Genomic DNA, 20,793 nt, shown 5'->3' with positions numbered 1-20,793 from the left:
GACAGTGGATGCGATGAGTGGCAAGCTGGCGTCGTCGGCTACATGGCCTTGAACAGGTGAACGAAGGCGCGGCTGACCGGCAGTTCGCCATCATGCTCGCGTATCCGAAGGAACAGCCGGCTGGCCGCATCGCGCCGCGTTCCTTCAAGCCAGGCCAGATTGACCAGCGTGGAGCGGTGCACCTGCCAGAACTGATCCGGATCGAGTTGCGCAGTCAGTTCCGTGATGGTGCTGCGGATCAGGAATTCGCCGCCGGTGCTGGCGACCACGGTGTACTTGTCGTCGGCCCGGAAGAAACGCACGTTGGCGATGTCGATGTGGTGCGTGCGGTCGCCTTGTGAGGCTATGATGTAGCGCAGCCGGGCTACTACGTGGGGAGCAGGGGAGGCCGTCAGCTGCCGCAGGGCCTGCGCCATGGCAGGGCCGGATAGTGGCGTGGCGGGAGCGGCGCGCAGGCGTGCCACGGTGCGCGCCAGTCGTTCGGTGCTAACTGGCTTGAGCACATAGTCCAGCGCCGCATGTTCGAACGCCTGCAGCGCGAATTCGTCGAAGGCGGTGACGAAGACCACGCGCGTGTTGCCCTCGATGCCCTGGGCCACCTCCAGGCCCGAAAGCCCCGGCATCTGGATGTCGAGGAAGGCCAGGTCCGGTTCCAGCTCGGCGATGCGGGCGGCGGCTTCCACGCCGTCGCGTGCGATGTGAACGATGTCGAGCTCCGGCCACAGGAGCAGCAACTGGTCGCGCAGATAGCGCGCCAGATGTGGTTCGTCGTCAGCGATCAGTGCGCGCGTCATCCAGCCTCCATTGCCGGTGCGGTAGCGCGGCGCACGTAGGGCAGGTCGAGTACCGCCTCCACGCCGCCACGTTCTCCACTTAGCTCACTTCGCTGCTGGCGCAGCGTAAGGCTGGCATTGTCGCAGAACTGGGTGTGCAGGCGTGAGCGCAGATTGGCAAGCGCCATGCCGGCGCCGGCCTGTTTGCGATGGCCGTGTGCATCCAGGCCGACGCCATCGTCCACCACACGCACTTGCAGGCGGCCGGCACGCACAGTGGCGTCGACCAGCACACTGCCGCCATCGCGCTTGGGTGCCAGTCCGTGATTGATCGCGTTCTCGACCAGCGGCTGCAGCATCAGCGTCGGCATGACGGCCAGCCGCGCTTCGTCGCTGGCGTCGATCCGGTAGCGCAGCCGTTCATCCATGCGAAAGCAGTCTAATTCTTGCGGCTCAGAATGAATTTTTAGACGGTTTTAGACTTTCTCTGCAAAAAAAGAGATCGAATTAGACTTTGAGGCTATTTTTCTAGACTATTTTAGACTCGGTGCATCGATTTTTAGACTCGTTTAGTCCGAACCATCCCGGATTAGACTGGATTAGACCAAATTGATGGAAGGAATACCCCAAGCTCTGGTCAACGAAGATAGGAAACCACGCGTGATTTCCTATCGGATTTAACTACGTCAGTGGCTGCCGGCGCCGGGTTGGCGGCGGCGACGTGCCGCTGCTCCAACCAAGCCAAGGCCGGCAGCCAGCATCGCCCAGGTCTCCGGTTCCGGCACGGCGGCAACCGTGTAGCGGATGTTGTCAAAGAAAAGGCCGTTGCCGTCCGAGCCGATCGCAAGCGAGATCGACGTCACCGGCTTGTCGAAGAAAACGCCAAAGAACTTGCGCTCGCCGAGGATATCGCCGTCGAACACAACGTCACTGAAGAAGGTGTGGCTGCCGTCGGCATAGTTGACGATCAGCGGCGTGGGGATTTTCCCTGCCGATCCAGATATGTGTCCCAGCCCCCATACGCCCATGCCTACCGACGACACGGCCTGCTTGAAGTTGATGGTCGCCACATCCGGACCGGCAAAGTACACATAGTTGCCCTGCACGTAGTTGTATGAGGTGCTAACGCCGCCGAATCCACTATCGCACCAGGAGCCGGCGCAGCTAAACGAAAGGTCACTCCAACTCCAGGTGTTACCGGTTCGCGTATATGGCTCCGCCAAGGTTTGCCAGACGTCCTGGCCCGCAGCCACTTGGCCGAAGTAGTTCTCGCTCAACGTGGTGCTGTCGGCGTGCGCCAGACCGGACAAGATGGAGAATCCCGCAAATGCCGCCATCAGTGCTTGCTTCGCTTTCTTCATTGTTGCTCCCGAAAAGTGATGAGTAATGAATAGGGTTGAGCCAAATACGATATCAAAATTACATTTTTATACTACATCAAACTTAGCCTGCGTATAACTATAAGTTACAATTAAAATGTAAATTTTGGTATTTGTGCGGGAAACATACAATTACGTTCAGCGCCGCGATAAACTGGCATGGCGCGAGACAATTTCTATGATGGGAGATCGTATTGATGACGACGCATTTTTCCATTACCCGGAGCGAGGACCTCGAAGAGTTTTCAGTGACCGTCAGCGTGCGGAAGCCACCATTGAACTTCTCGACGGTTATCCATACAGATATTGCTGCGATGGAGGAGGCCGTCGAATCCTTGCATGCGTTTCTGAATACCGGAAGTGAGGCGCCCGCCTGTGACTTTGCGCTTGGGATGCAATCAGCAAGCGGGTGCCAACTTTTCTATTCAAGAAGTCAGCTTGGAAAAATCACCGTGCGTTGTGAGCTTTCCGCCATCGTGCCAACTCGCACGGATTTGCACGACGAGTGCGTCGTGCATTTCGTGAGTGACCTCGCGGCGATAGACACCTTTTTAGCGTCGCTGCGGCAAGTGCTTAGTACCCGAGGCGCGCATGCGGAACTGCGCGGCTATGGGTTCGATAGTTAGACGGCCTTGCGGATGAACAGGGCCGACAGCATGCCGATCACGCACACCGCCATCACGTAATAGGCTGGGCCGAGCGGGTCGTTCTTCAGCATCAGCGTGACCACCACCGGCGTCAAACCGCCGAAGATGGCGTACGACATATTGTAGGAGAACGACAGCCCGGAAAAGCGCACCTGGGGCGGGAAGGCCTGCACCAGCGCACACGGCACGGCGCCGACCACGCCGACGCAGAAGCCAGTCAGGCCGTACAGCGGCAGCAGCAGTTCCGGCTGCGTGCGCAAGGTGGTGTAGAACACCCAGGTGCACACCGCCAGCAGCAACGCGCCGACGAACAGCACCGGCTTGACGCCCAGCCGGTCGGCCAGCACGCCGTAGAACATGCAGCCGAACATCAGGCACAGCGTCGCGATGGTGTTGGCCACCAGCGAGGTGCGGGCGTCGATGTGGTAGACCTTCTGCAGCAGCGTCGGCGTCATCAGGATCACCACCACGATGCCGGCCGACAGCATCCACGTCAGCAGCATCGACACGGCCACCACGCCGCGATGGCTGCGCAGCACGGCTTTCAGCGGCATCTCGGCCGCCAGCGCCTTGCGCTGCGCCATCTCCGCGAACACCGGCGTTTCATGCAGCCAGCGGCGCAGATACATCGCGCCCAGGCCGAACACGCCGCCCAGCAGGAACGGCATGCGCCAGGCGCCGGCCAGCACTTCTTCCGGCTTGTAGGCGGTATTGAGGCCGGTCGCCACCAGCGAACCAAGCAGGATGCCGAAGGTCAGGCCGGCCGTCAGCGTGCCGCAGGCGTAGCCGGTGCGGCCCGCCGGCACGTGCTCGGAGACGAACACCCATGCGCCCGGCACTTCGCCGCCCACCGCCGCGCCCTGGAACACGCGCATCAGCAACAGCAGCAGCGGTGCGGCCAGGCCGATGTTGGCGTAGGTCGGCAGCAGGCCGATGGCCAGCGTCGGCACGGCCATCATCAGGATCGACAGCGTGAACATGCGCTTACGGCCCAGCAGGTCGCCGAAGTGCGCCATGACGATGCCGCCCAGCGGACGCACCACGTAGCCGGCCGCGAAGATGCCGAAGGTTTGCAGGGTGCGCAGCCAGTCCGGCATCTCGGGCGGGAAGAACAGCTGGCCGATGGCGTTGGCGAAGAAGACGAAGATGATGAAGTCGTAGAACTCCAGCGCGCCACCCAGGGCGGCCAGCGACAGGGTTTTGTAATCCTGGCCCGTCAGCGGACGGGCGGTCTCGGTGTTGTGCATGGTCTTGTTGTTGTAAGTTGAACAGGGTAGGGCAGCCGTAGCATAGCACCGGCTGTGTGGCTTTTGTACAGCACCTTATGCTGCGCTGCACCAGATGCGTGCTGGCGGTAGCGTCAGCTGCAAAATCCACGCAGATTTTCGCTGCGACGCAGCATGGATATCTCTTTACAAATTTCCCCGGTAAGCTAAAGTCATCAAAAATGATAACGCTATCTTAGCGCCGCCGCGAACTTCCCCCAATATTTCACCGAAAGATGCAGCTGTACCGCATCGATTTCTTTCGGAAGGTGATGTTAGCGCTAACTAAACTTGGAGACTTGGATGCAGACTAACCGTTGGGTGGTGATGGGCGTCAGCGGCTGCGGCAAAAGCACGATCGGGCAGGCCCTGGCGACAGCGAACGGCGTGCCTTTCGTTGAAGGCGACCAGTTCCACCCGCCGGCCAATGTCGCCAAAATGTCCGCCGGCGTCGCGCTGAACGACGACGACCGCGCCGACTGGCTGCTGGCCCTGCAGGAGCAGATCCGCGCGGCGCGGTTGCGCGGCGAGGGTCTGGTCATCTCCTGCTCCTCGCTCAAGCGGCGCTATCGCGACCTGCTGCGCGAAGGCGATCCGGCGCTGCGCTTCGCGCACCTGGACGGCCCGAAGGAATTGATCGCCGCGCGCATGCAGGCGCGTCCCAATCACTATATGCCGACCTCCCTGCTGGACAGCCAGTTCCGCGACCTGGAGCCGCTGCAGCAGGACGAAGCCGGCATCACCCTCGATATCGAAACACCACCGGACGACCTGGTGAACCAGATCAGAACCCGGTAGCAATCAGTAAAAAGATCACAAAAACTAGAAGGAGACTCACATGACTACACAGACCACTACCCGTAACACCATCATGCGCCTCGCCGTGGCCAGCGCCTGCAGCTGGCTGGCCGTATCGGCCGCCCATGCGCAGCAGGCCGCCGCCGATGCCGATGCCCAGGCCACCGGACAGGCGCAGGCCGAAGCTACGCCGCCGGCTGCGGCCACCGAAGCCGAAGCCAAAGTCGACAACGTGGTGACCGTGTCCGGCTCGCGCATCTCCGCGCGCGGCTTCACGCTGCCAACGCCAACCACCTCGCTCGGCGCCGAAGACCTGGCCAAGACCGCCAAACCGAATCTGTTCAACGCCATCGCCGAACTGCCGGCACTGCAGGGCAGCACCGGCCGCACCACCAGCACCAACAGCACCAGTAGCGGTATCCAGGGCCTGAGCTCCCTGAGCCTGCGCGGCCTGGGTCCGATCCGCACCCTGACGCTGCTGGACGGCCAGCGCGTGGTCGGCGCCAACGTCACCGGCGTCACCGACGTCAGCCAGTTCCCGCAACTGCTGGTCAAGCGCGTGGACGTGGTCACCGGCGGCGCCTCGGCGTCCTACGGTTCCGACGCCATCGGCGGCGTGGTTAACTTCGTCACCGACAAGAAGTTCGAAGGCTTCAAGGCCAGCGTCGAAGGCGGCCAGACCACCTACCACGACGACAAGAACGGCTCGCTGCGCGCCGCCTGGGGCAAGGCCTTCATGGACGACCGCCTGCACGTGACGGCCAGCCTGGAATACGGCCGCGAGAAGGGTATCGAATCGCCGGGATTCGGTGAAGTCGGCCCGAACGGCCGTAGCTGGTACAAGAATCCGGCCTATCAGGTCCGCCCATTGAGCGCGACCAACGACGGCAAGCCGCAGTACACCGTGATCGAACACGCGCAGCAGTACCAGTACGCCAAATACGGCCTGATCACCAACGGCCCGCTGCAAGGCACGGCCTTCGGCGCCAACGGCCAGCCTTTCCCGTTCCAGTACGGTTCCGGCGGCGTGCCGACCGGCACCGGCGCGGTCACCGGCTGCGTCAATCCCTTCTGCGTCGGCGGTGATTTGAGCGGCAGCGTCGGCGCCGGCACCAACCTGGCGATGGACCTGACTCGCCAGGTGGGCTACACCCGCGTGGGCTTCGACATCAACCCGGACCACGAGATCTACTTCACCGCCAACTTCGGCAAGGTGAAGTCGGAGTTCTCGCCCAATCCCGGCGCGGCCAAGAACGCCAACCTGACCATCCAGTGTTCGAATCCGTACCTGCCGGCGTCGATCGCGGCGGCCTGCGCGGCCAACAACATCACCAGCTTCCAGTACGGCACCGCCAATGCCATCTTCCCGGAGAATATCAACGTTCATCCGACCCGCGAGATGCGCCGCGCCGTGTTGGGCGCCAACGGCCGCTTCCCGCTGCTGGGCAAGGAATGGTCGTATGACGCGTATGTCACGCGCGGCATCAACTTCACCGACATCATCGTCCACGACATGACGCTGAACGCGCGCTACAACGCCGCCATCGACGCCGTGCGCCTGGCCGACGGCAGCATCGCCTGCCGCAGCGAAGCGGCGCGCGCATCGGGCTGCGTCCCGCTCAACATCATCGGCAACAACCCGGTCAGCGCCGCCACCTGGGGTTATGTGGCGCCGGCCAACGGCCCGCAGCAGCACACCCGCCAGCAGCAGGACGTGGGCAGCTTCAACGTCAACGGCGAAGCGTTCGAATCGTGGGCCGGCCCGGTGGCGCTGGCGACCGGCGCCGAGTGGCGCCGCGAGAGCTACCGCGTCAGCGGCGACCCATACGGCAACGGCGTCTGGCCGGACACCCCGAACACCGCTGCCTATCCGGCCGATCCGCTGCTGAACTCCAGCGTCGGCAACAACTGGTACGCCGGCAACTACCACAACGCTTCGGGCACCTACAACGTGCGCGAAGCCTACGTGGAGCTGAACGTGCCGGTGCTGAAGTCCGCCACCTGGGGCGAGGCCAACGTCAACATCGCCGACCGCCACACCCACTACAGCACCTCGGGCCACGTGGAAAGCTGGAAGCTGGGCGGCAACTGGAAGACCGGCATCGACGGCATCCGCCTGCGCGCGGTCACCTCGAAGGACGTGCGCGCACCGAACTTGAGCGAGTTGTATGCGGCCGCCGTGGTGGTCAACAACATCGTCCAGTACCAGGGCAACACCGTCACCATCCAGCAGCGCACCGTGGGCAACACCCGCCTGCGTCCTGAAATCGCCCGTAACAACATCTTCGGCGTGGTGCTGGACCGCCCGTCGTGGGCGCCCGGCTTCAGCGCCTCGATCGACTACTTCGACATCAAGGTCGATGGCGTGATCTCGTCGCTGACGGCGCAGCAGGAAGTGGATCTGTGCGTGGCCGGCAATCAGGAAATCTGCGGCGCCATGTCGCTCAATAACCCGGTGTCGACCAATAACTACGTGACGGTGCAGGCGTTCAACCTGGCTTCGCTGCACAGCAAGGGCTACGACCTGGAAGCGTCGTACCGCAAGAACCTGAAGGACTGGAACCTGCCGGGCCGCTTCACGCTGCGCGGCCTGGTGACGCGCAATATCAGCTTCATCACCGATCCGGGCGTGGTCGGCACCATTCCATCGGAAGGCGCCGGCAACAACCTGGGCAACACGCCGCGCTGGAAAGGCTTGCTGTCGCAATCGTGGGACACCGACAAGTACGGCCTGACGCTGACCCAGCGCTGGATCAGCAGCGGCAAGTACAGCAACGAGTTTATCGAGTGCCAGACCAACTGCCCGGTATCGACGGTGATCCACCCGACCATCGCCAACAACCACATGAAGGGCGCCTTCTACGTGGACCTGGGCGGCACCTGGAAGATCGCGGATAAAACCACGGCCTTCTTCAAGATCGACAATATCGGCAACGTCGATCCGGTGGCCGCACCGCAAACCAACCTGAGTTACGGCATCAACCCGGCGCTCTATGATGTCATCGGCCGCGTGTACCGCGCCGGCGTGCGGTACAACTTCTAAGCACGCCTCGCGCGATGACTATCCTTAGTCCGCTGGCGGCGCTCTTCGGAGTGACGCCGGCCGCGTGGGCCTTGATCGCCGTCGGCATCGCCGTCGGTTCGCTCACGCTGTTGATCGCCTGGGCCAAGGTCCAGCCACTGCTGGCGTTCGTGGCGGCCGCGCTGGCCGCCGCGCTCTTGCTCGGCATGCCGCTTGAAAGCATCCCCAAGTCCATCGACAAGGGGATAGGCGACCTGCTTGGTTCGCTGATCGTGATCGTCTGCCTGGGGGCGGTGTTCGGCAAGCTGATTGCCGACAGCGGCGCCGCGCAGCGCATCGCCAGCTACCTGATCGGCATCTTCGGCTCCGCGCGCATGCCGGTGGCGTTGACGCTGACTGGCTTCGTGGCCGGCATTCCGCTCTACTACAACGTCGGCTTCGTGCTGCTGGTGCCGCTGGTGTTCTCGCTGGTGTACCAGAGCGGACGGCCGGCGGTGGCGCTGGCGATTCCGCTGTTGTGCGGGCTGTCGATCGCGCACGGCTTCCTGCCGCCGCATCCTTCGCCGACCGCGCTGGTGGCGCAGTTCCACGCCGATATGGGCCGCACGCTGTTCTACGGCCTGATCGTCGCGGTGCCGACCTTGATCATCGCCGGTCCCTTGTTCGCGATGACGCTCAAGCGCATCAACGCCGAACCGGCGCCGATGTTCCGCAGCGGCCTGCGCGACGAGGCCGAGCTGCCGGGTGTGTTCAACAGCTTCGCCACGGCGCTGCTGCCGGTGTGGCTGCTGGCCGCCACCACCGGCGCCTCCATGCTGCCGATCGCCGACCCGGCGCTCAAGTCGCTGTTGCTGTTCCTGGCCAACCCGATGATCGTGATGCTGCTGGCGTTGCTGGTGGCGGTGTACACGCTGGGACTGGCGCGCGGACAGAAACCGGCGCTGCTGATGGCCGGCGCGCAGGACGCCTTGCGCGACATCGCGCCGATCCTGCTGGTGATCGCCGGCGCCGGTGCGCTCAAGCAGGTGCTGGTCGATTCCGGCGTCAGCGCGCAACTGGGCACGCAACTGAGCGCGCTGCCGGTGCCGCCGCTGGTGCTGGGCTGGAGCGTGGCGACGCTGATCCGCATCTGTCTCGGTTCGGCCACGGTGGCCGGACTGACGGCGGCCGGCATCGTGGCGCCGGTGGTGCAGGCATCGGGCGTCGACCCGAGCCTGATGGTGCTGGCCATCGGCGCGGGCAGCTTGATGTGCAGCCATGTGAACGATTCCGGCTTCTGGATGTTCAAGGAGTACTTCGGACTATCGCTCAAAGATACCTTCCGTTCGTGGACGCTGATGGAAACGCTGGTTGGCGTGTTCGGGCTCATTTTCGTACTGATTCTTTCTTCCTTTGTGGGATAAAAACAGATGAAACCAATTTTGAATGTGCTGGCGGTTGCTGCGATAGCTGCAACCGTGGCGATGCCTACGCTCGCCCAGGCGGCTTCCCGCGCTGCCTCCTTCTCGGCCTATCAGACCATGCCGGACGATCCGCGCGCGGTGAAAGTGAAAGCCGTCGGCGACGGCCGCACCGACGATAGCGCGGCGATCCAGGCGGCGCTGGACGCCGCCGCCAACAAGGGCGAGGGCGGGGTGGTGTTCCTGCCGTCCGGCCGTTACCGCATCACGCGCTCGCTGCTGGTGCCGCTGGCGGTGCGCCTGTACGGCGTCGGTCCGACGCGGCCGGTGCTGGTGCTGGGCGCGAATACGCCGGGCTATCAGAAGGGCGTGGCGAACATGGTGGTGTTCACCGGCGGCGACCAGTACACGGTCGGCAAGGTGCCGGTGCCGGTGAAGAGCGCGGTGCCGTTCAGCGAGAATGTACGCGACGCCAATTCGGCGACCTTCTACTCCGCGATGAGCAATGTGGATATCGAGATCGGCGACGGTAATCCGGCCGCCGCCGCCGTGCGCCTGCGCACCGCGCAGCACTCGTACCTGAGCCACATGGATTTCCATATAGGTTCCGGCCTGGCCGGCGTGTACATGGTCGGCAATGAAAGCTTCGACTTGAAGTTCTACGGCGGCCGTTACGGCATCCTGACCGAGAAGACCTCGCCGGCATGGCAGTACACGCTGATGGATTCCACCTTCGAAGGCCAGCGCGAGGCGGCGATACGCGGCCACGAGGCCGGGCTGACGCTGGTGAACACCACCATCCGCAACACGCCGGTGGGCATCGAGATCAGTAAAGGCTATGGCGATTGGTTGTGGGGCAAGGACGTGCGCTTCGAGAACGTCTCCAAGGCGGCGGTGGTCATCAGCAATGAGGACAATGTTTACACGCAGGTGGGCTTCGACAACGCCACCGCCAAGAATGTGCCGGTGTTCGCGCGCTTCCGCGACAGCGGCAAGACGGTGCTGGGCTATGGCCCGACGTATCAAGTCACCGAGTTCAATTACGGCCTGATGCTGCCGGGACTGGGCAGTGTCGGCAAGTTCGGCACGCACATCAAGGGCGCGGCGCTGAAGGCCATGCCGGCGCCGCGCGCGCCGGTGATGCGCACTTTGCCGGCCACCAGCCAGTGGGCCAGCGTGCGCGATTTCGGCGCGGTGGGCGATGGCGTGACGGACGATACGGCGGCCGTGCAGAAGGCCATCGACAGCAAGCGCGTGGTGTATCTGCCGCAGGGCTTTTACATGGTGCAGGATACGATACGCATGAAGCCTGACACGGTGCTGATAGGCTTGCATCCGGGCGTGACGCAGCTGGTGCTGCCGAATGGCGCGGAGGCTTATGCTGGTGCGGACGGTCCGAAGGCGTTGCTGGAAAGCGCCAAGGGCGGCGATGCGATTCTCACCGGTTTCGGCCTGGCAACCGGCGAGGTCAATCCGCGCGCGACGGCGCTGTTGTGGAAGGCCGGCGCCGAGTCGCTGGTGGACGATATCCGCATTCAGGGTGGCCATGGCACGCGCCTGTATGACGGCAAGCGCCGCGATCCGTATCAGAGGACCGGCAACTTCGATCCGACCGCGCACTGGGATCGCCAGTATCCGAGCATCTGGGTGACCGATGGCGGTGGTGGGACGTTTGTGGCGGTGTGGTCGCCGAGTACCTTTGCGCAGGCTGGCTTCTATGTGTCCGATACCAAGACGCCGGGCAAGGTGTATGAGCTGTCGGCCGAGCACCATATCCGCGCCGAGATCGTGCTCGATAATGTGGAGAACTGGGAGTTCCTGGCGCCGCAGACGGAGCAGGAGGTGCGCGACGGGATGGATGCGGTGTCGCTGGAGATTCGCAATTCGCGCAATATCACGTTTGCCAATTACCACTCGTATCGCGTGACGCGCTCGATCAAGCCGGCCGTGGCGGCGGTGAAGATGACGAATTCGGAGAATATCCGCTTCCGCAACGTGCATGTGAACGGCGAAAGTGGTTACGCCACTTGCGACGACAACGGCTGCGCCACCTATCTGCGCGCCAGCAAGTATCCGTTCGAGAATTCGCTGCTGGATATGACGCGCAAGCAGGAGGTGCGCGAGCATGAATTCGCGGTGCTGGACATCGGTGCGCGGACTACCGGCGCGAATGCCGCCGCCAGCGGCCCGGCCGCCGCCGTCTTCGCGACCAGCGCGCCGGTTGCCGCGCCGGCCGGCCCGTTTGCGGCGGCCAAGGTCGAGAAGCTGGACGGAGACTTCTATTCCATCGCCGGCGCGGCGGTGGATGCGCAGGGCAAGCTGTATTTTGCCGACCGCCGTTTCAACCGCATCTATAGCTGGTCGAAAGAGGGCGGGCTGGCGGTGGTGCGCGATGCGCCGCTCGATCCGGTCAACCTGGCCATCGACAAGAGCGGTTCTGTGCTGGTGCTGTCCTCGGCCGGCGCGGAAGGCACGGTGTATTCGTTCAATCCGAACCAGCCGGCCGGCCCGGTCACCGTCATCAAGCCGACGCCGGTGCAGGCCCGCGCCGGTGCAGGAGCAACTGCTGGCACGCTGGTGCCGGTCAACTTCTGGCAGAACGGCGAGTTCCGCGATCAGCTCAACTACGACACCTACGAATTCACCACGCTGGCGGAGATGTTCGCGCGCGACGTGGCGTTGGCGAAGCAGCGTGAATACGTATCACCGGACGGCAGCCTGGTACTGCCAGCCTTCCGCGTGCTGCGCCAGGGCCCGGCCGACCATCTGGGCTGGCGCTGGTCCGACACGCTGCAAACCAACGGCCTGGTGAAAGCCGGCGCCAACGGCCGCGTAGTGTTCACCAACGGCTCCGAAAACCGCACCTTCAGCGGCGTGATCGGCGCCGGCGGCGCCATCACGGACCTGAAACTGGCCGCCAATCGCGGCGGCGAGAGCGCGGCGGTGGACCAGCATGGTAATGTGTACGTGGCCAACGGCCAGGTGTTCGTCTACTCGCCGGAAGGCAAAGAGATCGGCCGCATCGACGTGCCCGAGCGTCCGCTGCAGCTGATCTTCGGCGGCGCCGATGGCCGTACGCTGTTCATACTCACCCATCACTCGCTGTACGCAGCAGGAGGCTTTAATGCGCAATAAAACCACCACGATGCGCGCCCTGGCGCTGGCGTTGACGCTGCTGGCCGTCCAGGCGGGCGTGCAGGCGCAGACGCCGGCGGCGGCACCGGCGCAGGTTCGCCTTTGGCCCGACGGCGCTCCCGGCGCCGAGAAGCGCCACAACGAACCGGAGAAGAACGACAACTCCTACCTCAGCAATATCCACGATCCATCGCTGACGGTGATGCGCGCCAACCCGCGCCACGCCAACGGCGCGGCCGTCATCATTGTGCCCGGCGGCGGCCACCGCATCCTGGTGTTCCAGAACGAAGGCATGGTGGCGGCCAAGTCGCTCAACCGCGTCGGCGTCACCGCCTTCGTGCTCAAGTACCGCCTGGCGCGCGACGCCGGCTCGACCTACTCGATCGAGAACGACGCCGCCGCCGACCTGCGTCGCGCCGTGCGCTGGGTGCGCGCCCACGCGGGCGAGTACGGCGTCGATCCGCAGCGGCTCGGCATCATGGGCTTCTCGGCCGGCGGCGAGCTGGTCTCGCTGGTGGCCGACAACCCGGAACCGTCGCCGCCGGCGCGGCAGGATACGGTCGACAAGCTCAGCGCGCGTCCGGACTTTCAGATCCTGGTCTATCCCGGCCCGCTGGGCTCGCCTGCGAAATCGGCGCAGAACGCGCCACCGGCTTTCATCGTGGCAGGCTCCAACGACAAATGCTGCATGCCGCCGGCGCTGAGCCTGTATCAGCAACTGGTTGGCGCGGGCGTGTCGGCCGAGCTGCACCTGTACGCCGACACCGACCACGCGTTCAACATGGGCCAGCGCTCCGAGCGCCTGTCCGATGTGCACTGGCCGGACCGCCTGGCGGACTGGCTCAGCGACGGCGGCTGGCTGATTCCGCGCAACGGCCAGCCACCCCAAGGTGTGCCCGCACCCTAAAAAAAGTTGCCTGTTGAGTTGCGCGGCCGCCACGGGAGTGCGTTACCGCACTGCGGTCGCTGCTGTAGAATCCGAGAATTGGACATTGTCCACATTCCAGGAGGCAGCAATGTCTACCACACATACTTTCCGTCCCGACTATCAATCCTCCGACGTTGTGGAAGCCGGCATTGAACGCGCCGACCGCCTGGGCCCGGAGAGTGCGGCCGAATACATGAGCCATCGCGGCGTGCTGGAAAGCGTCATCAAGCGCGTGGTGTCCGAACCGGAACACCGCCGCAACCCCGGCCGCCTGCGTTCGCGCGACGAGCGCCAGCACGACGAAAGTTCGCGACTGAACAAATTCATGCCTTAAGGCAATTCGAGTGAACGTAGGACCACGCTGACACAGTGTTATGTTCATAACCTACATAAGGCCTGTAGGTGCTCCTATAAGCAAGCGCACATAGCAGGGATATAGTGCTCTTCATCCAATCCCAATTGATGAGGCACGATATGTACGCAGCTAACCAGACTTCCACTTCCGCCAGCATCCCTCGCGCCATGCAGCAAACCGCTGCGCCCGTCATCAGCCTGACCGGCGCGCAACAGAATGAACTGCTGCGTGCCTTGTCGCGGGAAGAGCTTGTGGATCTGTTTGTGCACCTCGACCTGGTGCCGCTGGAAGCGGGCAAGCGCCTGTTCGACACCGGCGACAACATGGAATACGCCTACTTCCCAACCAACGCCATCGTCTCGCTGCAATACGTGACCGAAGAAGGCGGCGCCGCTGAGGTGGCCGTAGTTGGACGCGAAGGCGTGGTGGGTGTGTCGATGTACGAAAACGAGCGCGCCAACTGCTGCGCCGTGGTGCAGACCGCCGGCTACGGCTACCGCATCAAATCGGCCGTGCTGCGCCAGGCCTTCTTCAGCGGCGGTGCGCTGGCCCAGCAACTAATGCGCCACACCAGCGCCCTGTTCGCCCAACTGGCGCAAACGGTGGCCGGCGTGCGTCACGGCAGCATCGAACAACGCCTGTGCCGCTGGCTGCTGGAACGCCTGGACCGCTCGCTGTCGAACGAATTGAAAGTGACGCAGGAAATGATCGCCAATATGCTGGGCGTGCGCCGCGAATCGATTACCTGCTGCGCCGGCAAACTGCAGGAAGAGGGCTTGATCGAATACCGTCGCGGCACCGTCATCGTGCTGGACCGCCATGGCATGGAGCGCCGCGCCGGCGGTTGCTACTCGCCGGCTTAATGCAGGTAGCGCGGCGCGTGCTGGAGTTGGTCCAGCTTGCGCTGCACCAGTTGATACCAGGCCTGCGCCCAGCGGGCCGCTCTCTGTGATTCTTCCACCGTATCGGCGGACATGGTCCGCCTCACCGCCCGCATTTGCCGTTGCATCGCATAGGCTGCGGGGTGAAATTTCCTGACTTGGCGGGTTGTCGTGTGCGTATCCATGTAGGTGATTCTGAGCGACGCACCGCGATGCGGCTGTACGCTGCCTCACCTACATGGATATGGCCGCAACTTACTTCGCCGCTTCCTTGCCCGGATCCTTCTGGTTGGCGAACTGGTCGAACTCTACGTTATAGACTTCGTTGCCGACCTTTTCCACCTTGCGCACGTACACCGTCTGCACCACGTCGCGGGTGGCCGGATCGATGGCGATCGGGCCTCGCGGGCTGTTCAGCTTGATGGTCTTCAGCACTTCCATGGCCTTGTCGCCGTCGATCTTGCCGTTCAGCTTGCGCGCCACTTCATAGATCGCCGCCATGCCGTCGTAGGCGGCAACCGCCATGAAGTTCGGACGGCCGCCGTCCGGATTGGTGGCCGCAAAGCTCTTCAGGAAGGCCGCGTTCTCCGGCGACTTGTGCGCCGCCGAGTAGTGGAAGGTGGTGATCACGCCTAGCGTGGCGTCGCCCATGGCCGGCAGCACGTGGTCGTCGGTCAGGTCGCCGGTGGCGATGACCTTGATGCCCGCTTCGGCCAGGCCGCGCTCGCGGTAGCCCTTCATGAAGGCGATGCTCTGCTCGCCAGCCGGCACGAAGATGAACACCGCGTCCGGCTTGGCATCCTTGATGCGCTGGATGAACGGTGCGAACTCGGGATTGCGCAGCGGTACGCGGATCGACTCCGTCACCGTGCCGCCGCCCTTGACCAGTTCATTCTTGAACGCCGTTTCCGCGTCGATGCCGGGGCCGTAGTCGGCCACCAGGGTCACCACTTTCTTGATCTTGTTCTTCACCGCCCAGGTTGCCATCGGCGCGGAGATCTGCGGCAGCGTCATCGAGAAGCGCGCGATGTAGTTGGACTTGGTGGTGATGACGGAGGTGGCCGCGTTCATGATGATCATCGGCTTCTTGGCCTGCTCGGCGATCGGCGCCACCGCCAGCGCTTCCGGCGTCAGGCCGAAGCCGGCCAGGAAGTCCACCTTGTCGCGTACCACCAGTTCCTGCGCCAGGCGCTTGGCCACTTCCGGCGCCGGGCCGGTGGTGTCCTTGATGATGATCTGGATCTTTTTGCCGGCCACGGTGTCGCCGTATTGCGCCATATAGGCCTTGATGCCACCTTCCATCTGCTTGCCGTAATCGGCGAATGGGCCGGAAAACGCGGCGATGACGCCGACCTTGATGGTGTCCTGCGCCCATGCGGCGGGTACGGCGGCCAGTGCAAATGCCGCAAGTGTCGCTATTTTCACTACTTTTTTCATGCTCATGGCTGTCTCCTGTGTGGTTCTGTTTTCGGTGATTGACAATATACCGTGACAACCATAGTATCCAATCTATGTGCGATTAACAACCCAATGTTCGATAATCGCACAACATTAAAACAACAGGAGATACCGTAATGAAAAACACCATTCGTGGCGCAGTCGCGCTGCTGTGCGCAGTCGGCGCATCGACCGCCCTGGCCCAGAGCAACGTCACCATCTATGGCCTGGTCGACACCGGACTCGCGCACATGACCAACGTCAACGCCGCCGGCGACAGCGTGACCCGCATGCCGTCGCTGACGGGCTCCTTCCCGTCGCGTCTCGGTTTCCGCGGCACCGAGGACCTGGGTGGCGGCTTGTCGGCCATCTTCACGCTGGAAGCGGGCCTGGCGCTCGACACCGGCACCATGGGGCAGGGCAATCGCCTGTTCGGCCGCCAGGCCAGCGTCGGCCTGAAGGGTGACTTCGGTACGCTGACCCTGGGCCGCCAGGTCAACATGACCTATATCGCCAGCCTGAAGTCGGACGTGATGGGGCCTAACCTGTTCGCCATCGGCAGCATCGACGCCTACATTCCGAATGCGCGCAGCGACAATGCGATCGGCTACTACGGCAACTTCAACAATTTCGTGATCGGCGCTACCTACAGCACGGGCCGTGACAGCTCGGCGGCGGGCGGTCCTGCGGCCACTGGCTGCCCTGGCGAAACGCCGGGCAATTCCAAGGCTTGCCGTCAGGTGACCGGCATGTTCGGTTACGAGACGGCAGCGTATGGCCTGAATGCTTCGTATGACATCTTGTACGGCAACACCGGCGCCGCCGGCGGCCTGACCAGCAGCAACAACAGCGACAAGCGCATCACCGGCAACGCCTACGTCAAAGTCGGCGAAGGCAAGCTGGCCGGCGGCGTGGTCGATCGCACGACGCGCGCGGTCACCGGCCTGACCGAGTCGGACCTGTACTTCTTTGGTGTGAGCTATCCGGTAACGCCGTTCACCACGCTGGATGCGCAGGTGGCCAAGAAGGATGTGAAAAACAGCGCCGACGACGCCACCATGCTGGTGGCCCGCCTGACCTACTACTTCTCGAAGCGTACCGCCGCGTATGGCGCCTTGGGCCGCATGAAGAACTCGGGCCTGTCGGCGGTGGCGCTGGATGCGGGCGGCAGCGTGGGCGCGGGCAAGACGCAGAACGGCGTCATGGCCGGCCTGCGCCACTCGTTCTAAGCGAGTGTCTTAAGGCAGCAGCACCGACAGTTCCTGCGCGCCGCGTTGCAGCACGGGCAGGAACTCGTGCTGCAGCTGCTGCACGCTGACCCGCGCCGCCTGCGCGCCGACGTTCAACGCCGCCAGCACCGTGCCGGAAGCGCCGCGCACCGGTACCGCGATCGAGCGCAATCCCAGCTCCAGCTCCTCATCGTTGATGGCGTAGCCGTCGCGGCGCACGCCGGCCAGGATCTCGCGCAGGCGCTTGGGATTGACCACGGTGTTGACCGTCATCGGCCGCAAACGGGTGTGCTCCAGATAGGCGTCCAGCTCATCGGCCGGCAAATGCGCCAGCATCACCCGGCCCAGCGAGGTGCAGTAGGCGGGCAGGCGGCTGCCGGTGTTGAGCGCCACCGACATCACGCGCGAGGTCGCGGCGCGCGCCACGTACAGCACTTCGCCATCCTCCAGCACCGCCAGCGAACTCGATTCATTGAGCGCGCGGCTGATGTTGTTCAGGTAGGGCTGGGCCGACACCGTCAACGGCGTCGACGACAGGTAGGAGTAGCCGAGCGTAAGCACCTTGGGCCGCAGCGAGAAGTTGTTGAGCTCGGCGTCCACGTAGCCAAGCTCGCGCAAGGTGTGCAGGCAGCGCCGCACGGCCGCGCGCGGGATGCCGGTCTTCTGGCTGACGCTGGCGATGGTCTGCGGCTTGCGCGCATCGCTGAAGGCGCGCAGCACCGCCAGGCCGCGCGCCAGCGAGGTCATGAAACTGGGATCGGTCATCGCGTCGATCTGTTCGGCGATGGTCGGTTCGCGGTCGTCGTCCGCGTCTATCGGGGCAATGGCTTTAGGCATGGCGTGATTTTAATGCAGGCGTTGAATTCAATAGGCGTTTTTTTCTTGACCCGGACCACCGCAAGTTCTACACTGAGTGTGCGGTAATCAATCATTAGTTCGATTATCGCACAACTTGCAACGAAAGCAGACAATGATCGATAAAACTTTTGAATCACTTGAACGGGCGGTTGCCGACATCCATGACGGCGCCACCGTCATGATCGGCGGCTTCGGCAATGCCGGCATGCCGTCGGCGCTGATCGACGCGCTGATCGCGCAGGGCGCCAAGGAACTCACCATCGTCAACAACAACGCCGGCAACGGCGAAACCGGACTGGCGGCGCTGCTCAAGGCCAAGCGGGTGCGCAAGATCATCTGCTCCTTCCCGCGCCAGGCCGACTCGCACCATTTCGACGCCTTGTACCGCGCCGGCGAGATCGAGCTGGAGCTGACGCCGCAGGGCAACCTGGCCGAGCGCATCCGCGCCGCCGGCGCCGGCATCGGCGGCTTCTTCACGCCGACCGGCTACGGCACGCTGCTGGCCGAGGGCAAGGAAACGCGCCTGATCAACGGCCGCCACTATGTGCTGGAGTCGCCGATCCACGCCGACTTCGCGCTGATCAAGGCGCTGCAGGGCGACCGCTGGGGCAACCTGGTGTACCGCAAGACGGCGCGCAATTTCGGTCCTATCATGGCGATGGCGGCCAAGGTCACCATCGCCCAGGTGCGCGACGTGGTGGCGCTGGGCGAACTCGATCCGGAAGTGATCGTCACGCCCGGCATCTTCGTACAACGCGTGGTGAAGGAAACTGTATGAGCAATCGTTATACGCGCGACCAGATCGCCGCCCGCGTGGCCCAGGACATTCCTGAAGGCGCCTACGTCAACCTCGGCATCGGCCTGCCGACCAAGGTGGCCAACTACCTGCCGACCGACCGCGAAGTCTTCCTCCACTCCGAGAACGGCCTGCTGGGCATGGGCCCGGCGCCGGCGCCCGGCGAGGAAGACGAAGACCTGATCAACGCCGGCAAGCAGCCGGTGACGCTGCTGACCGGCGGCGCCTACTTCCATCACGGCGACTCGTTCGCCATGATGCGCGGCGGCCATCTGGACGTCTGCGTGCTGGGCGCCTTCCAGGTGTCGGCCAAGGGCGACCTGGCCAACTGGCACACCGGCGCGCCGGATGCGATTCCGGCGGTCGGCGGCGCCATGGACCTGGCGCTGGGCGCCAAGCAGGTATTTGTGATGATGGACCACCAGACCAAGACCGGTGAAAGTAAAATCGTCAGCGCCTGCAGCTATCCGCTGACGGGCGTGGCGTGCGTCAACCGCATCTACACCGACATGGCGGTGCTCGATGTCACGCCGGACGGCCTGGCCGTGCGCGAAATGGCGCTGGGGCTGACGTTTGAAGAATTGCAGGCCGCCACCGGCGCGCCGCTGTTGAAAGGATGAACAATATGAACGAAGCATTTATCTGCGATGCGATCCGCACGCCCATCGGCCGTTACGGCGGCGCGCTGAAAGACGTGCGCGCCGACGACCTGGGCGCCGTTCCGCTGCGCGCGCTGGTCGAGCGCAATCCCGGCGTGCAGTGGAACCAGGTGGACGACGTGATCTACGGCTGCGCCAACCAGGCGGGCGAAGACAACCGCAACGTGGCGCGCATGGCCACGCTGCTGGCCGGCCTGCCGCAGGAAATTCCGGGCACCACCGTCAACCGTCTGTGCGGCTCGGGCATGGACGCCATCGGCACGGCCGCGCGCGCGATCCAGGCCGGCGACGCCAGCCTGATGATCGCTGGCGGCGTCGAGTCGATGACGCGCGCGCCTTTCGTCATGGGCAAGGCCGATTCGGCGTTCTCGCGCAGCGCGCAGCTGCAGGACACCACCATGGGCTGGCGCTTCGTCAACAAGGCGCTGAAGGAAGTCTACGGCACCGAGACCATGCCGGAGACGGCGGAGAACGTCGCCGCCGACTATGGTGTCAGCCGCGCCGACCAGGACGCGTTTGCGCTGGCCAGCCAGAACAAGACCGCCGCCGCCATCGCCGCCGGCGTGTTCACGCAGGAGATCGTGCCGGTGTCGCTGCCGCAGAGCCGCCGCGCAGCGGGGGCAGGCGACGCAATTATGTTCGCGCAGGACGAGCATCCGCGCGCCACCACCATCGAAGCGCTGGCCAAACTCAAGGGCGTGGTGCGCGCGGACGGCAGCGTCACCGCCGGCAACGCGTCGGGCATCAACGACGGCGCCTGCGCGTTGCTGATCGCCAGCGGCGAGGCGGCCAAGCAGCACGGCCTGAAGCCGCTGGCGCGCATCGTCGGCATGGCCACGGCCGGCGTGGCGCCGCGCGTGATGGGCATCGGCCCGGTGCCGGCGGTGCAAAAGCTGCTGCGCCAGACCGGCCTGACGCTGGAGCAGATGGACCTGATCGAATTGAACGAAGCGTTTGCGGCGCAAGGCCTGGCCGTGCTGCGTGAACTGGGCCTGAAGGACGACGACGCGCGCGTCAACCCGAACGGCGGCGCGATTGCGCTCGGCCACCCGTTGGGCATGAGCGGTGCGCGGCTGGTGACGGCGGCTACTTATCAGCTGCATCGCAGCGGCGGGCGTTACGCGCTGTGCACAATGTGCATCGGCGTGGGGCAGGGCATCGCCATGATCATCGAACGCGTGTAATTGGTTTTTTGGAAGTAGTGGAGACAACATGAAAATACTATATAAAA

The 20,793-nt window shown here is 64.0% G+C and carries 18 protein-coding genes; 12 read left to right on the top strand and 6 right to left on the bottom strand.

All coding sequences use genetic code 11. From position 1 onward, the window contains the following. Window positions 1-38: 38 nt before the first annotated feature. The 3 genes from ACXZ1M_RS02425 to ACXZ1M_RS02415 all read right to left on the bottom strand — a co-directional run bounded on the left by ACXZ1M_RS02425 (window position 39) and on the right by ACXZ1M_RS02415 (window position 2,134). The gene (locus tag ACXZ1M_RS02425; RefSeq protein WP_459051644.1) at window positions 39-794 is read right to left on the bottom strand and encodes a LytR/AlgR family response regulator transcription factor; all 756 of its coding nucleotides are present in this window, start codon (window positions 792-794) and stop codon (window positions 39-41) included. Continuing rightward, entirely contained in the window at window positions 791-1,201 is a 411-nt protein-coding gene (locus ACXZ1M_RS02420; protein WP_459051643.1) for a sensor histidine kinase, read from the bottom strand. The genes ACXZ1M_RS02425 and ACXZ1M_RS02420 overlap by 4 nt, the downstream gene beginning before the upstream one ends. Before the next feature lie 258 nt (window positions 1,202-1,459). After that, a complete protein-coding gene (locus tag ACXZ1M_RS02415) occupies window positions 1,460-2,134 on the bottom strand; it encodes a PEPxxWA-CTERM sorting domain-containing protein (protein ID WP_459051642.1) in 675 nt (224 codons plus the stop codon). A 212-nt stretch (window positions 2,135-2,346) separates the two neighbouring features. On the opposite strand from ACXZ1M_RS02415, the gene ACXZ1M_RS02410 reads away from it, so the two are divergent. Next, a complete protein-coding gene (locus ACXZ1M_RS02410) occupies window positions 2,347-2,778 on the top strand; it encodes a hypothetical protein (RefSeq protein WP_459051641.1) in 432 nt (143 codons plus the stop codon). Here ACXZ1M_RS02410 and ACXZ1M_RS02405 read toward each other — a convergent pair. Next, complete coding sequence (locus ACXZ1M_RS02405; RefSeq protein WP_459051640.1) at window positions 2,775-4,046, bottom strand: MFS transporter; 1,272 nt, start codon at window positions 4,044-4,046, stop codon at window positions 2,775-2,777. The two genes, ACXZ1M_RS02410 and ACXZ1M_RS02405, sit on opposite strands and share 4 nt — an antisense overlap. A gap of 321 nt (window positions 4,047-4,367) precedes the next feature. Between ACXZ1M_RS02405 and ACXZ1M_RS02400 the strand changes: the two genes are divergently transcribed. The 7 genes from ACXZ1M_RS02400 to ACXZ1M_RS02370 all read left to right on the top strand — a co-directional run bounded on the left by ACXZ1M_RS02400 (window position 4,368) and on the right by ACXZ1M_RS02370 (window position 14,565). Then, complete coding sequence (locus ACXZ1M_RS02400; RefSeq protein WP_459051639.1) at window positions 4,368-4,862, top strand: gluconokinase; 495 nt, start codon at window positions 4,368-4,370, stop codon at window positions 4,860-4,862. A gap of 40 nt (window positions 4,863-4,902) precedes the next feature. After that, on the top strand, window positions 4,903-7,905 hold the full coding sequence (locus ACXZ1M_RS02395; RefSeq protein ID WP_459051638.1) for a TonB-dependent receptor plug domain-containing protein: 3,003 nt from the start codon (window positions 4,903-4,905) through the stop codon (window positions 7,903-7,905). Between the two features lie 14 nt (window positions 7,906-7,919). Then, on the top strand, window positions 7,920-9,287 hold the full coding sequence (locus ACXZ1M_RS02390) for a GntT/GntP/DsdX family permease (RefSeq protein WP_459051637.1): 1,368 nt from the start codon (window positions 7,920-7,922) through the stop codon (window positions 9,285-9,287). Window positions 9,288-9,293: 6 nt separating this feature from the next. After that, window positions 9,294-12,419, top strand: coding sequence for a glycosyl hydrolase family 28-related protein (locus tag ACXZ1M_RS02385; protein ID WP_459051636.1), 3,126 nt, complete (start codon window positions 9,294-9,296; stop codon window positions 12,417-12,419). Continuing rightward, window positions 12,409-13,326 carry an alpha/beta hydrolase gene (locus ACXZ1M_RS02380; protein WP_459051635.1) on the top strand — a complete coding sequence of 306 codons (918 nt, stop codon included), beginning with the start codon at window positions 12,409-12,411 and terminating at the stop codon, window positions 13,324-13,326. The genes ACXZ1M_RS02385 and ACXZ1M_RS02380 overlap by 11 nt, the downstream gene beginning before the upstream one ends. A 109-nt stretch (window positions 13,327-13,435) precedes the next feature. After that, a complete protein-coding gene (locus tag ACXZ1M_RS02375; protein ID WP_459051634.1) occupies window positions 13,436-13,681 on the top strand; it encodes a hypothetical protein in 246 nt (81 codons plus the stop codon). Window positions 13,682-13,821: 140 nt separating this feature from the next. After that, complete coding sequence (locus ACXZ1M_RS02370) at window positions 13,822-14,565, top strand: Crp/Fnr family transcriptional regulator (protein WP_459051633.1); 744 nt, start codon at window positions 13,822-13,824, stop codon at window positions 14,563-14,565. Window positions 14,566-14,838: 273 nt separating this feature from the next. Here ACXZ1M_RS02370 and ACXZ1M_RS02365 read toward each other — a convergent pair whose 3' ends face one another. Beyond that, entirely contained in the window at window positions 14,839-16,026 is a 1,188-nt protein-coding gene (locus ACXZ1M_RS02365) for an ABC transporter substrate-binding protein (RefSeq protein WP_459051632.1), read from the bottom strand. Window positions 16,027-16,157: 131 nt separating this feature from the next. Between ACXZ1M_RS02365 and ACXZ1M_RS02360 the strand changes: the two genes are divergently transcribed. Further along, entirely contained in the window at window positions 16,158-17,249 is a 1,092-nt protein-coding gene (locus ACXZ1M_RS02360) for a porin (protein ID WP_459051631.1), read from the top strand. Between the two features lie 9 nt (window positions 17,250-17,258). Here ACXZ1M_RS02360 and ACXZ1M_RS02355 read toward each other — a convergent pair whose 3' ends face one another. Beyond that, window positions 17,259-18,086, bottom strand: coding sequence for an IclR family transcriptional regulator domain-containing protein (locus ACXZ1M_RS02355; RefSeq protein WP_459051630.1), 828 nt, complete (start codon window positions 18,084-18,086; stop codon window positions 17,259-17,261). Window positions 18,087-18,219: 133 nt separating this feature from the next. On the opposite strand from ACXZ1M_RS02355, the gene ACXZ1M_RS02350 reads away from it, so the two are divergent. The 3 genes from ACXZ1M_RS02350 to pcaF are packed head-to-tail and all read left to right on the top strand — an operon-like array spanning window position 18,220 to window position 20,746. Beyond that, the gene (locus ACXZ1M_RS02350) at window positions 18,220-18,885 is read left to right on the top strand and encodes a 3-oxoacid CoA-transferase subunit A (RefSeq protein WP_459051629.1); all 666 of its coding nucleotides are present in this window, start codon (window positions 18,220-18,222) and stop codon (window positions 18,883-18,885) included. Then, window positions 18,882-19,523, top strand: coding sequence for a CoA transferase subunit B (locus ACXZ1M_RS02345; protein WP_459051628.1), 642 nt, complete (start codon window positions 18,882-18,884; stop codon window positions 19,521-19,523). The genes ACXZ1M_RS02350 and ACXZ1M_RS02345 overlap by 4 nt, the downstream gene beginning before the upstream one ends. 5 nt (window positions 19,524-19,528) lie before the next feature. Further along, on the top strand, window positions 19,529-20,746 hold the full coding sequence (pcaF, locus tag ACXZ1M_RS02340) for a 3-oxoadipyl-CoA thiolase (RefSeq protein WP_459051627.1): 1,218 nt from the start codon (window positions 19,529-19,531) through the stop codon (window positions 20,744-20,746). Window positions 20,747-20,793: the final 47 nt, after the last annotated feature.

The sequence above is a fragment of the Duganella paludis genome, assembly GCF_054461335.1.
Note: the sequence above shows the minus strand (reverse complement) of the source record. Positions and strands in the feature narration are given on the sequence as shown.

What these genes read in the sequence shown, in the direction of transcription:
- ACXZ1M_RS02370 (WP_459051633.1), top strand. Translation starts at nt 13,822, where the DNA reads ATGTACGCAGCTAACCAGACTTCCACTTCCGCCAGCATCCCTCGCGCC.
- ACXZ1M_RS02360 (WP_459051631.1), top strand. Translation starts at nt 16,158, where the DNA reads ATGAAAAACACCATTCGTGGCGCAGTCGCGCTGCTGTGCGCAGTCGGC.
- ACXZ1M_RS02380 (WP_459051635.1), top strand. Translation starts at nt 12,409, where the DNA reads ATGCGCAATAAAACCACCACGATGCGCGCCCTGGCGCTGGCGTTGACG.
- ACXZ1M_RS02400 (WP_459051639.1), top strand. Translation starts at nt 4,368, where the DNA reads ATGCAGACTAACCGTTGGGTGGTGATGGGCGTCAGCGGCTGCGGCAAA.
- ACXZ1M_RS02385 (WP_459051636.1), top strand. Translation starts at nt 9,294, where the DNA reads ATGAAACCAATTTTGAATGTGCTGGCGGTTGCTGCGATAGCTGCAACC.
- ACXZ1M_RS02425 (WP_459051644.1), bottom strand. Translation starts at nt 794, where the DNA reads ATGACGCGCGCACTGATCGCTGACGACGAACCACATCTGGCGCGCTAT.
- ACXZ1M_RS02365 (WP_459051632.1), bottom strand. Translation starts at nt 16,026, where the DNA reads ATGAGCATGAAAAAAGTAGTGAAAATAGCGACACTTGCGGCATTTGCA.
- ACXZ1M_RS02395 (WP_459051638.1), top strand. Translation starts at nt 4,903, where the DNA reads ATGACTACACAGACCACTACCCGTAACACCATCATGCGCCTCGCCGTG.
- ACXZ1M_RS02345 (WP_459051628.1), top strand. Translation starts at nt 18,882, where the DNA reads ATGAGCAATCGTTATACGCGCGACCAGATCGCCGCCCGCGTGGCCCAG.
- ACXZ1M_RS02355 (WP_459051630.1), bottom strand. Translation starts at nt 18,086, where the DNA reads ATGCCTAAAGCCATTGCCCCGATAGACGCGGACGACGACCGCGAACCG.
- ACXZ1M_RS02375 (WP_459051634.1), top strand. Translation starts at nt 13,436, where the DNA reads ATGTCTACCACACATACTTTCCGTCCCGACTATCAATCCTCCGACGTT.
- ACXZ1M_RS02390 (WP_459051637.1), top strand. Translation starts at nt 7,920, where the DNA reads ATGACTATCCTTAGTCCGCTGGCGGCGCTCTTCGGAGTGACGCCGGCC.
- ACXZ1M_RS02350 (WP_459051629.1), top strand. Translation starts at nt 18,220, where the DNA reads ATGATCGATAAAACTTTTGAATCACTTGAACGGGCGGTTGCCGACATC.
- ACXZ1M_RS02420 (WP_459051643.1), bottom strand. Translation starts at nt 1,201, where the DNA reads ATGGATGAACGGCTGCGCTACCGGATCGACGCCAGCGACGAAGCGCGG.
- pcaF (WP_459051627.1), top strand. Translation starts at nt 19,529, where the DNA reads ATGAACGAAGCATTTATCTGCGATGCGATCCGCACGCCCATCGGCCGT.
- ACXZ1M_RS02405 (WP_459051640.1), bottom strand. Translation starts at nt 4,046, where the DNA reads ATGCACAACACCGAGACCGCCCGTCCGCTGACGGGCCAGGATTACAAA.
- ACXZ1M_RS02415 (WP_459051642.1), bottom strand. Translation starts at nt 2,134, where the DNA reads ATGAAGAAAGCGAAGCAAGCACTGATGGCGGCATTTGCGGGATTCTCC.